Source organism: Microcoleus sp. PH2017_09_SFU_O_A, assembly GCF_020738625.1.
Lineage (GTDB): Bacteria > Cyanobacteriota > Cyanobacteriia > Cyanobacteriales > Microcoleaceae > Microcoleus.
On sequence record NZ_JAEQCF010000009.1, the window covers coordinates 15,920 to 27,788 of the forward strand.

Sequence of the window (11,869 nt, forward strand, 5' to 3'; positions counted from 1 at the left end):
CAATTAATTTATGCAAGTTTGTCTCGTTACAGGTGGTAATTCCGGTGTGGGTTTAATGACATCTTTAGGTTTAGCTAAATTAGGACATCATGTCTTTATTGCTTGTCGTTCCCAAGAAAAAGCTAAAAGCGCGATCGCCTACATCCGTGAAACCACTGGAAATCCCAATATAGAATATTTACCCTTAAATCTCGCCTCCTTAGAGTCAGTGCGTCACTGTGTCAAGCTATTTCAAGACCGAAATTTGCCCTTACATATCCTCGTCAATAATGCCGGAATATTCGATGCCAGAGGCATGACTCAAGAAGGATTTGAGTTGATTTGGGGAACAAATTATTTAGGTCATTTTCTTCTGACTTATTTATTATTATCTAAAATACCAGATTTTCCCTCAAGTCGCGTGATTTTCGTCTCCTCAGATTTAGCATTAAAACCAACTCAAATTAACTGGGATTTATTTGTCAAAAAAACACCCTTAAATTTTATCGAATCATATAACCAGTCAAAACTTTGCCTGTTGCTCTTAACCAGACAACTTGCCCAAAAATTAACCAATGTCACAGTTAACGCAGTTCATCCAGGTTTTGTCCAATCTAATATTACCATCGGTCATCGTTTGAGCAAATATCTCGGTTTAGGAATTAGTCCAGAAAACGGAGCTTATAGCAGTCTCTTATGTGCAAATTCTCCAGAATTTGAGTTGATCGCAGGTAAATTTTTAGGTCGAACAGGACAAGAAATAACATTACCTGTATTAGCACAAAATAATGATTTATGCCAACAGTTATGGGAAAAAAGTTTATTATGGACTGGCTGCAATCAATCCGTCCAGAAACAAAGAAATAATTATGATGCTACTGATGGGATATGGGGGCCTTACGATCTCAAGTTGAATCAGGATGAACTCGCGACTATTTGCGATCGTATCTTTAAGGAAGTTTTACCAAAACCGCCCGTTAAAGTTTTATTGACTCAGGCATTAAAAGCCCTTTTGAGGTGCCAATTTGGTTCAATTATGTTACTGCTGGTTCAATGTTACAAAGGCCAATTCTATATGGAAAGACATTTAGATTCGGCTGCGGTGTTGCACCTGTGTCAAGATGATAATTTATTGAAAATACTGACAGCTTATTTAGGAGACAATTTACAATTATGGCGGTCAGAATTATGGGTCAATTATCCCTCGCGTCAATTAATTCCTTTTTGGCATCGAGATATTTATCCTAATTTACTGACTGGGGAGGGAAAAACAATTAATATTTATATTGGTTTAACAGAAGTAACGGAGACAAACGGGTTTGAATATATCTCGAAAAGTGACCTCAAAAAATGTCAAGTCAAAATTACCGATTTCTTTAGTGGGAATCATTTTTTTCGAGTTCCCAATGAAGTTGAAGAGAAGGCGATTCCGGTAGTTTTAAAACCCGGTGAGTTTATTTTATTTACCGATCAACTTGTACATCGTTCGATTTATAATAGAAGTGGCAAAGTTCGTCTTTCTTTAACATTGCGGGTCGCCCAACCGAGTATAAAAGTTTTACCAGGTTACACTTCTAATTATCAGGAACCTGTCACTCTGAATTCTAGGTAAGTTGGGGATTGGGGATTAAAATTTTATTTATTTCTTATTTCTTTCTTCTTTGTGGTGAAAGTGAAGAATGTCAGCCAATTAGTGCAGAAGCTGAAGCAGAAGTTGCTCTGACTAGAAATGTGAAGAAGACTTTTTTCAATAACCAATCCGTAAAAAATGGTAACAAGAATAATAGTCCGATCGCTCTTAATGAAAAAATGAACAGAAATATCGTATTAATTGTTGTAGAAGTTTTGGTGATGGGAGGTTGGTTGTTTGCTGTGGCTGCTCCTTTATTATTCCCCTAATCCTATCATATCAAGTTTGGTGAAGAATTTAGAATTAGGTTTGTAGTGAGGACTTCAGTCCTTCATGAATGCGGACTAAAGTCCTCACTACTAACCGATATGAAGCTTTTTGTGGTGAGCGACAAGATTTGTGGCGGGTTTCCTAGGCTGCGGAATACCCGCTCAAAATATCGGCAATTCTATTATAAACTCAGCACCGCCTTCAGTTGGAGATTGAATTTGAGATTGAACTGGAGATTGAACTGTCATGCGCCCGCCATGCAACTCTACAATAATTTTATAGCAAACCGACAGCCCCAATCCTGTAAAATTTTTTAATGATTTAGTATGGTAAAATGGGTCAAATACTCTCTGTTGAATTTCCGGCGGAATTCGGGAACCGTTGTGGGCGATCGATACTGCAATAAATCTGCCTGTTGAATGCTCGACAATATCTGTTTTAATTGTAATAGTTTGATCGAATTTGTCAATCCTGTTAACAGCATCAATCGCCTTGCTGAGGATATTAGCGAATACTTGGCTCAGTTGACCGGGATAACACAAAATTGGTGGTAGGTTGCTGTACTCCTTGATTACTAATATTTTTTTCTCCAGTCGGTGAGCGAGCAACAGTAGAATATTGTCGATGCTTTCGTGAAGGTTGGCGCGTTCTTTGTTGGGTTCATCTGGAAGTGAAATGTTCCGCAAAGCCAGGATGCTCTGGCGTATGCGATCGGTTCCTATTTTCAGAGAGTTGAGAATTTGTGGCAAGTCTTCGCTGATAAAATCTAGGTCGAAGCTCTCTATTTCTTGGGCAATTCGCGGCACAGGTGTGGGATATTGTTCGCGGTAGAGGCGAAGTATCTTCAGCAAATTATTGAGATAATCGTTGACGTGAATCAGACGGCCGTAAATAAAGTTAATTGGGTTGTTAATTTCCTGGGCAATTCCGGTGGCGAGTTGACCGACAATTGTCATTTTTTCGCTTTGTACTAAATGCTCTTCGGTTCTTCTGAGTTGTGCTAATACTTCTTCTAAAAGTTTGAGTTCTTCTTGAATTTGCCCGTGGAGTTGGGATTGGGAAATTGCGATCGCCAGTGAGTCTGCAATTGCCTCCAAAACTTCCACTTCGTCGGGAGTCGCAAACCGCCGATTCGCACAAGCGAACAGATATCCCAGCCGATTAGTCTGAGTCAGTACGGGTACTGCTGCGTAGTGGCTGTCTGTGAGTTCGAGATGCACTGCTTCCTGAGAGTCTGTGGCATCGGGGGCGGAGGTTTTCTTGAGAAGTATCGTTTCGCACCGATGCAGCCGTGCAGCTAAATCTCCAGAGGGCCCTGTTTGGGCGCCGAAGATTCCCAAGCGCCCCGGTAAACCTTCCCGGCAATATTCCCAGCAAAATTCTACAGTATCTTGTCGCGGGTCGTACCAGCCGAAAATTGCCCGATCGAGCTTTAGCAAGGTACCGAGTTCGTCTACTGTAGTTTGCAGGATGCGATCGAGCTCCAAGGAAGCGCGAATGCGGCCGGTCAATCGGTGGAGAAGGGCTTCTGCGCGAGTGCGAATGCACTTTTGGGAAAACAGTTTCAGTGCCACAATTACCGCGAAAATAGCTGCGGCGAACAGTCCGGTGGCTGCTGCTGCTAATCTATTTAAGGCGAACAGTTCTTTTTCGAGATTGTCGCTGGGAATTACTAGGGCGATCGACCATTCAGCTTGTTCTAAAGGAAGATAGGCAACATAAACTCTGGCGTCGTTGATTTGAGTCAGTACAATGCCCGTTTTTTGATAAACCATCTCCCGGACTACATTCGCCAAATTAGGATCTGCGGACTCTAAAAGACTGGGAGCAGCTTTGTCAATATTTCCCATTAACCGAGTGTCGGGATGGACAATCGGCACTCCTTGAGAATTGAGTACAAAAGCGTAACTTCCTGCCTCATATTCCAGCTTTCCCGCTACTTCCCCAATTCTGTCGATAGTAATGACACCGTTCATTACTCCGATCGCCTTTTTTGGTTGATTCTCCTGAGAATTTGACCACACCGGAGCCGAAATGGGAACAATACTTTGTTTTTTGAGCGTGCGAGAAATGGTAGGATCTGAAACATATACTTGCCCAGCCATTGCCTTTTTGAAGTGTTGGCGATCGCTAACGTTAATCAAAGCTCTGCCAACTTTTGTGGTATAATAAGAACCATCTGGTTCGATTAATGCGAAATGCTTGAAGTCTTGCAGTCGATTTACTTCGGATTTTAAATAAGGCCCTGCCACAGACCAATTCATCGATCGCACCGGAGGAGTGTTAGCAAGGGTTTCGAGCTCAGTCTTTCTCGTGCCGATCCAGCGATCGATCTTATTACCGCGCTCCTTAACTTCTAACAAAACATTTCGCTCTAAATTGTTGACAATCAAGCGGCGAACCCTTTGATAGCTGATACAACCAGCGATGCTAGCTGCCATAATTGTTACGCCCAAAATTAACAACGCGATTTTGTAGCGCAGATCGTATTCGCCCTTAAATCTCGCTGGCAATAGTTGAGTTAATTTCCACCACTTCACTTTCGCAAAGCTTCCCATGGTTTGACCAATTTGTGAGATTGAAATTCTCAGCTCACCAGCGATGAACTTGCCCGCCTGTCAGCAGTCTGAAACTACTAGCAATAATTGCGGGGATTTTTGAATTTTTTCCCGCCGGCCCGCTCACCTTGTCTGACTGGAATCAGATTCTACCATATTTTTGAGAAACTACAATATTTATTCAACAATTTAATTATTCAAATTTTTCATAGTTTTGTTAACTGCTATTAATAATTTATGTCAATTGGGCAAGATAGCCCACAAGCACCCGATGTTGAAAAAAAGAGTAAATCTGGGACAGTTGACAGTTTTCATCAGTCAGAAGGAAGAAGAGAGAGGCAAGAAGGCAGATGCCATTCGGATTCGCGAGCGTCAAAAAAAGGAAGAGGGAACAAGAAGGAAGAAGAGAGAGGGAATACACAGCCAGCTTTGTTAGCCACGGATATTTTATGTTTAATTAGGTGGATTGACTGGTTTGGTAATGTTGAAATATATTGCTTTTGTGCAATTAGATAAGGTGCGGACTGCACCCTACATTGATATGTATGGCGTTGCCGCAATCATAAAATATTAAAAGTTTTGAGTTATTGTTGAACGAAAAATTTGTTGTTAAATCTTTAATTCAAATCTCAAAACTTTTTGCGGTGCTAAATAGCTGCTGTTTGGCGATTTATTTATAGAACCTTGTGAGTGTGTTCGTGCTGTTTCACATTGTCTTCAGTGCGAATGACGCGCTCGGTGTTCAGCACTCTTTTGCGTTCTAAGGAATAGGTAAAGTCGTTGCGAACTGTTCCTAAGGGAATGTGAACTTGAGCCTCGGGGCGGATTTTGTAAGTGCGGGCTGCGGCGATCGCCCGAAAGCCAAATTCTTCGCTAAACTGAGCTTCGGCGGGGAATTCCGGCAGCCTTTTGGGTGATTCGCCGTCGAGTATCGAGCCTAAAGTCGTCCCCCAAGCCATTTCATAAGATGTGGGAATTCCCTTGACAATTGCTTGCAAAGCTGCTGAGGGGATAGGTTCGATTACTTTTACTTGATGAACTTCGCCTTCTTCTTTGATGAAGCAGGTGGCTAAACCCACTACTATGTAGTCGTCGGTGCCGAGTTCGGGTGCGCTGGGATAAACTGTTGCAGTCGTCATAAGAAAAGGTTGGTAGTGGAGAAACCGGGAGGGAGAAATTAAGCGATTTGAGATTTTTGCCGGAGATTTTTTCGGGGGATTTTACCTGAAAAATCTCAAACTGGCGGTTCTAGTCTCTAAAATTTTTGTTTAAAGCTCCAAAAAGCCGATCGCGCCAGTTAGTCGATCGTACCACATCAAGGCAACTGCCGGATGATTCGGCAAGGATTTCCCGCCGCCACGACGTTGGCGGGAATATCTTTGACAACAACACTGCCTGCGCCGATCGTGCTATTGTCGCCAATAGTGACTCCCGGGCAAATAATACTTCCGCCGCCAATCCAAACATTATTACCAATATTAATTTCAGAGGCGAGATCTCGGCCAGAAAGTCGGATTTCCGGATCGGTGGGATGAAAAGCAGTGTAAATTTGCACGTTGGGGCCGCACAGCAAATTTTCGCCGATGTTAACTCGATTGCAGTCGAGAATCACGCAGCCAAAATTCATGTACAATCCGTTTCCCGCATAAATATTGCTGCCGAAGTCGCAGTAAAAAGGCGGCTCGATTTCAATTTTGGGGCCGATTGCACCGAACAATTCGCCAAGGATTTCTAACCGTTTCTCAGGTTCGTCTTCGCGGGTAGAATTGTAGATTCTGGCGAGGCGGCGGGCTCGCTGGCGATCGGCAATTAATTGTTCATCCGCAGCTAGATACAATTCGCCGGCGAGCATTTTTTGTTTTTCGGTTTTTTCCATAAGAATCGGCGGTAATAATCGGCCCTAATAATCGGCGGTAATAATCGGCGGAATAACATAAAACGGCGGTTGAAACCGCGTCTACAGAAACAATGTCCACCTCCGTGGACTGAAGAAAATAAGGTAATTTCAACCCAATACGCGATTGATAAGACGGCGGTTGAAACCGCCGTCTTCTTCAACCCGCGGAGGCGGGTTTTGCTTGTATAGACGCGGTTTCAACCGCCCGGTGTTCTTGATTCTGCAAACAAACTGTTAAATCCAGATTAGTTAATTGCTCAAAAGCTCGATCGATCGATCCTTTTCCCCGCAAAAAACCAGTATTCGCAGCGGGGCAGATATATTGAAGAGTCGAAGGCGAAAATCGATCGATAATTGACTGCACGCTGTTAATTTGCCTCGGCCAGTGAAAAGTTTTTGGCGTTCTCTGCGGTACCGGGGCGCCTTCTCGATTGGGGAGCAAGTGTCTGCCGGTAAACAACACTCCACCGCTGCCAGTATCATAAAGGCAAGATGAACCAGGAGAGTGGCCGGGAGTCCACAATGCTTTTATGCGATCGCTCACAGCAAATTCTCGCTCAAAAACCGTCAGTTGCAATCCTGGGAGCAAATAAGCTTCCTGCTCTTGAATCAGGATATCGCAGCCCGTGGCTTCCTGAATCTCCCGCGCCTTGGCGATCGCGCCGCGGTGGGTGAGAAACAGCAGCCGCACGCCACCGTTTTCCCGCAAAAAGGCTAGGTTAATCTCATCCCAAGCGGGACAATCTACCAGGATGTTCGATTCGTTTTCTACAATGAAATAAGCTGTCGCACCCAGCGTATCCCGGTTAGGTGGGAAAGCAAAGATATTTTCCAGCACGAGCCTGGGCTGTTTGGAGACTGAACTCTGTTGTTTCAAGGATATATTGAGAGGCATGGAATAAATATTATGTTTTTTTTACTATGGTTGCTTGTATTGGGGTTGATCTCTTACTACTTGTTGCAGAGCAGCACCAGCCGCATCACGCGAACTCCGGTATGGCTGCTGTGGCTGGTAATGATGGCGCCGGCGCTGATTTGGAGCGGTTGGCTTTTAGTTAACGGCGCGAGCAAAAAAGTACCGCCCGAGTTGGTAATTATACCTTTTCTGGTTTGCCCTTTTTTGTACTGGTTTTTGGTACAGTTGGGGCGCAAGCAAATTACCGCCTCCACGGCTGAGCAGATAGCAGGCTCTGGAAGTGAACCGACAGAGCCCAAACCGCCCCTGCGCCCGATCGATTCCGAGGAAGAAGCGAGCTTGCGCGATTGTTTTCCTTGGTCAATTTACTTTTTGCAAGATTTAGAATTTCGCGCGCAGGCTGTCATTTGTCGGGGACAGTTGCGTACGAACCCGGAGGCGGCTTATCAGGCGATTCGGGAGAATGTCCAGAAGCATTTTGGCGATCGCTTTTTAGTCATCTTTCAAAATAGCTTGAGTGGTCAACCTTTTTTTGCGATAGTTCCCAATCCCAGCCACCAATCCGGGGAAACTTCGGTCAAAACTGAATCTGTAACCAGGCCATTTTTTGCATTAGCTTTGGTGCTGATTACGGTGTTTACGACTACAATTGTCGGCTCGCAAATTGCCGGAGTCACTGAAAAAATTTTGCAGTCCAACCCGTATGTGTTGCTTCAGGGTTTGCCTTATTCCTTGGCTCTCATTACAATTTTGGGAATTCACGAATCCGGTCACTATTTAGCTGCCAGATTCTACAAAATTCGCACGACTTTGCCTTATTTTATTCCGGTTCCTTTTTTCTTGGGAACTTTTGGTGCATTCATTCAAATGCGGAGTCCAATTCCCAACCGCCGAGCTTTATTTGATGTCAGTATTGCCGGCCCGCTGGCGGGTTTGGTCGCGACAGTGCCGTTGTTGATTTGGGGTTTGGATCATTCGACAATTGTACCGCTGTCTGACAAGTCGGGAATGTTAAATTTTGACTCTTTTAGTCCGAAATTTTCGCTGCTGATGACTTTGTTGAGCAAGTTAACCTTGGGCGGCGCTTTCAATGCGGAAACTGCGATTAATTTGCATCCGGTAGCGGTGGCGGGCTATTTGGGTTTGATCGTGACTGCATTTAATTTGATGCCTGTGGGACAACTCGACGGCGGGCATATTGTACACGCGATGTTTGGCCAGCGGGCTAGTATGGCGATCGGGCAATTTGCCAGAATTTGTATGCTGCTGCTTTCTTTTTTGGAACAAGGTTTGCTGTTGTGGGCAATTATTTTGTTTTTGACGCCTCTCAACGACGAACCTGCGTTGAATGATGTCAGCGAATTGGACGATAGGCGAGATTTTTTGGGGTTGCTGGCGATCGGGCTTTTGTTAATTATTTTGTTGCCAGCGCCCAAGATACTCCTTCAGTGGTTAAATGTTTAGAAGGAAGAGAGAAGAGGGAGCATCTCTTTTTTGTCATTAATCATTGGGCATTGGGCGAAGCGAAGCGGAGGGATTGGGCGAAGCGAAGCGGAGGGATTGGGCATTAGGGCATTAGTCATTAGGCATTCAGTCGGTCAACTGTCAACTGTCAACTGTCAATGACTTGCGAGCTGAGAAAAGCACTACAAATGCTTTGCGCGCTCGATACTTCCTGGAAAGATGCCAGAGAGAAGAAGGCTCGCTTCGGCTACGCTGGCTGACAAGTCGCTCAGGATAAAAAGAAGGAAGAAAAAATTAGGATTTACTTATCGTCGCGAGATAGAAAAAAGAGAGACGTTCACAAATTCCTTAAGGATTGCTATTGAGAGCCTCTCAGTTTTGTCTTTATAGTGCTGTCCCCGATCGCCCGGGCTTTGTCTAACCCGTGCGATGGGGGACATCACTCACATAAAAAAATGCTCTTTATAAAAATGAGATGCTCCCTTACTATTTAAGCTAGTTTATCATTTTTCAACTCGATTTCTATCTCAAAGTGATGTTTATTTTCACCATAAAGAATTGGTTGAAAACCTCTCCCTTTGAGAGAGAAATTAAAATCATAATATTCATTACTCCAATCCTCTTCCTTCTAGTTAGAGGTCGCTCTCAAACTGTCAACTGTCAACTGTCAACTGTTGAACGAGTTATCTGATAAATATGTCCTACAGAACCTTCACTTTCCAACAATTAAAAGAGCGGTTTGGATTGGAGATGTCACTCAGTCCAATTTTGAGTGCCAAAATTATTCCTTTAGAACCATCCCAATGGCTTTGGAGAGCTCTGGAAATTAGTTCTAACACTGCTGTAACAACAGCAAAAGAACGTTCGGAACGGATTATTTCTCCTATTTTGTTAGAATTTAGAGAAAAAAATCACAGACAATTTTCTGTTTTTTCCGGTTGGGCATTTGATGTAGATGTTTCTCAGGGATTGCATGGAGAATGCGACTTTCTACTTTCTGGGACACCGTTGAATTTTGAAATTAAAGTTCCATTTTTTGCACTTAGAGAAACAAAAGGCGGAGAAATAGAATCTTGTCTGCCGCAGTGTGCTGCACAAATGGTGGCGGCTCAGCTATTTAACGAACGCCAAAAAAACTCAATCCCTGCCGTATTTGGCTGTGTAACTTCGGGGGTTGTCTGGCGGTTTCTTAAATTAAAAGGAAATAATTTAATTATTGATGATGATGTTTATTATCTCGATAATCTTCCTCTGATTTTAGGGGTTTTGCAAAAAATTGTTAATTTATACAAATAATCTATAGCCTTTCTCACTAACATGAGGTACGCATAGGGCATGGGGCATGGGGCATGGGGCATAGGGCATAGGGCATAGGGCATAGGGCATAGGGCATAGGCATCGCAGGCATACCTCACTTTTTTGAGAACCGCTATAATTACTATCCTAAAATAGGTTTGTAGTGAGGACTTCAGTCCTTCTCTATTTTTGAGGAATCAAGTCCTAACGATCGCACTAAATTAATTATTCAATCGAAAATAAAACAAGATGAAAGTACCAACGATCGCACTAACTCCCGAACAAACAGCGCTAACTCCCATTTATCGCGAAAAGTGGCGGCAAATTGGACTGTCGATCGCACCACTCGATCGCCCGATCGCGACAGCCGCCATCAACACCGCCTACAACATCATCGGCTTGGGCGAACCGGAAATTATTTTCTGTGACAGCCCTTACATAGCTTTGGAAGCTCTTGAACGGCTAAGGATACGCGATTCGGGTCTGGAAACTGGTAGCGAAATTCGAGACAAAATTCATAATGAATTGTACGATACATTAAGAAGTCAACTCGACCGGAAACTGGAAAATCAGATTTACAGCCAACTCTATAACCCGCTATATGCTCAACTGATAAGTCAATTCCAAATTCACGTTAAAGACGAAGTTTATGCCAAATTAGCAAAGAAGTTGGGCAGCAGATTTCACCAATTTTTTGTCAATATAACCTATAATAATAACTGGATCTTATCCGAACTTTCGGCCTGTCACGGAAGTTGGGTAGATTTTTGTATTGAGGTGTTAGGATTGGAGTGCGATCGCTCTTTGTACTCAGCCTTTAAAGCCTTAGTCGAAAACTGCGGCTGGATTTACCCGTTTGAGAAAAAGTGCTTTGTGTGCGATCGCCCGCGAAGAATTAATTTTGACAGCGAATATTTGCTCCACGCTTTATGTCAGCCCGCCATCGAATTTGCTGACAACTTCAGAGTATACTCTTATCGTGGCGTGCTGTTACCCGAAAGCATCGGTCAAGTTGCGCCGGAGTCTTGGGAGGCTTCATGGCTGCTAAGAGAAAAGAATGCGGAAGTGCGGCGAGTGTTGATTGGGGCGATCGGCTATCCGAAAATTTGTCAAGAATTGCAAGCAATAGAATTGGATACTTGGCAAGAATATACTTTGTTGAAAATTGAGAATGATGTTGACATAGAGCCAATATTTTTGTTGAAGATGACTTGTCCGAGTACGGGACACATTCACGCTTTGCGAGTGCCGCCAAAAGTGCTAACGGCTAAAGAAGCAATTAGCTGGGTAAATTGGGGAATAGCACCCGAAAAATTTCAAGTGCAAACGTGATATTGTGTGCGATCGATTAACCAGCCGTTCGTAGTGCGGACTGAAGTCCGCGGTATTTTGCGGACTGAAGTCCGCACTACAAACCTTACTACAAACCTTTTTTTATGATGGTAATCGATCGCACGCGATCGGACAAAAAAGTTGAGTGTTTGGAGTGCGAGTTTGGAGTTTAGGAACGAAAAGTTAATAACTTATACATATTTGTGGGATGGGCGTCCCGCCCGTCTTTTCGGGACGGGCGGGACGCCCATCCCACAATAATAGACCTCTTGCAAAAATAGTTAGGACGGGCTAGAAGCCCATCCCACAAAAATCTTTTTTCTTGTGGGATGGGCTTCTAGCCCGTCCCAAAATTTTTAAAAGGATTTTTGCAAGAGGTCTAATTAAAATTGTAAGTTATTTAATTCTCATTCCTTAAAGAATCGCAGCCCCGCCTTCATCAGCATTCTGCAAAACTTCAGAAAAATTAAAAAATAATGTAGATTTACTGCCTGGGCTTGGTACTATGTATTCTGGCAGCTAAAACC

General features: G+C 43.6%; 10 protein-coding genes. 6 read left to right on the top strand and 4 right to left on the bottom strand.

All coding sequences use genetic code 11. The features are described 5' to 3' along the window. Positions 1-10 precede the first annotated feature (10 nt). Together JGK16_RS06095 and JGK16_RS06100 are read left to right on the top strand one after the other, a co-directional pair. Complete coding sequence (locus JGK16_RS06095; RefSeq protein WP_293189883.1) at positions 11-1,591, top strand: SDR family NAD(P)-dependent oxidoreductase; 1,581 nt, start codon at positions 11-13, stop codon at positions 1,589-1,591. An 8-nt stretch (positions 1,592-1,599) separates the two neighbouring features. Further along, positions 1,600-1,878 (top strand): hypothetical protein, encoded by a 279-nt coding sequence (locus JGK16_RS06100; RefSeq protein WP_293189885.1) that lies wholly within the window; start codon positions 1,600-1,602, stop codon positions 1,876-1,878. Positions 1,879-2,040: 162 nt separating this feature from the next. On the opposite strand, the gene JGK16_RS06105 is transcribed toward JGK16_RS06100, so the two are convergent. After that, the gene (locus JGK16_RS06105; RefSeq protein ID WP_293202876.1) at positions 2,041-4,437 is read right to left on the bottom strand and encodes a cache domain-containing protein; all 2,397 of its coding nucleotides are present in this window, start codon (positions 4,435-4,437) and stop codon (positions 2,041-2,043) included. Positions 4,438-4,708: 271 nt separating this feature from the next. Here JGK16_RS06105 and JGK16_RS06110 point away from each other — a divergent pair, with 271 nt between their 5' ends. Then, positions 4,709-4,873, top strand: a complete 165-nt coding sequence (locus tag JGK16_RS06110; RefSeq protein WP_293178467.1) for a hypothetical protein — start codon at positions 4,709-4,711, stop codon at positions 4,871-4,873. A 238-nt stretch (positions 4,874-5,111) separates the two neighbouring features. Here the strand turns inward: JGK16_RS06110 and JGK16_RS06115 are convergent, their stop codons facing one another. The 3 genes from JGK16_RS06115 to JGK16_RS06125 all read right to left on the bottom strand — a co-directional run bounded on the left by JGK16_RS06115 (position 5,112) and on the right by JGK16_RS06125 (position 7,211). Further along, positions 5,112-5,576 carry a hypothetical protein gene (locus JGK16_RS06115; RefSeq protein ID WP_293178469.1) on the bottom strand — a complete coding sequence of 155 codons (465 nt, stop codon included), beginning with the start codon at positions 5,574-5,576 and terminating at the stop codon, positions 5,112-5,114. Between the two features lie 176 nt (positions 5,577-5,752). Next, the gene (locus JGK16_RS06120) at positions 5,753-6,313 is read right to left on the bottom strand and encodes a sugar O-acetyltransferase (RefSeq protein ID WP_293178472.1); all 561 of its coding nucleotides are present in this window, start codon (positions 6,311-6,313) and stop codon (positions 5,753-5,755) included. A 178-nt stretch (positions 6,314-6,491) separates the two neighbouring features. Then, on the bottom strand, positions 6,492-7,211 hold the full coding sequence (locus JGK16_RS06125; protein WP_363319729.1) for an MBL fold metallo-hydrolase: 720 nt from the start codon (positions 7,209-7,211) through the stop codon (positions 6,492-6,494). A 30-nt stretch (positions 7,212-7,241) separates the two neighbouring features. Between JGK16_RS06125 and JGK16_RS06130 the strand changes: the two genes are divergently transcribed. The 3 genes from JGK16_RS06130 to JGK16_RS06140 all read left to right on the top strand — a co-directional run bounded on the left by JGK16_RS06130 (position 7,242) and on the right by JGK16_RS06140 (position 11,342). Then, positions 7,242-8,714: a site-2 protease family protein gene (locus JGK16_RS06130; protein ID WP_293189890.1), complete on the top strand. Its 1,473-nt coding sequence runs from the start codon at positions 7,242-7,244 to the stop codon at positions 8,712-8,714. Between the two features lie 768 nt (positions 8,715-9,482). Then, positions 9,483-10,010: a hypothetical protein gene (locus JGK16_RS06135; RefSeq protein WP_293189891.1), complete on the top strand. Its 528-nt coding sequence runs from the start codon at positions 9,483-9,485 to the stop codon at positions 10,008-10,010. A gap of 249 nt (positions 10,011-10,259) precedes the next feature. After that, a complete protein-coding gene (locus tag JGK16_RS06140; RefSeq protein WP_293189892.1) occupies positions 10,260-11,342 on the top strand; it encodes a DUF6745 domain-containing protein in 1,083 nt (360 codons plus the stop codon). The last annotated feature ends 527 nt before the right edge of the window (positions 11,343-11,869 follow it).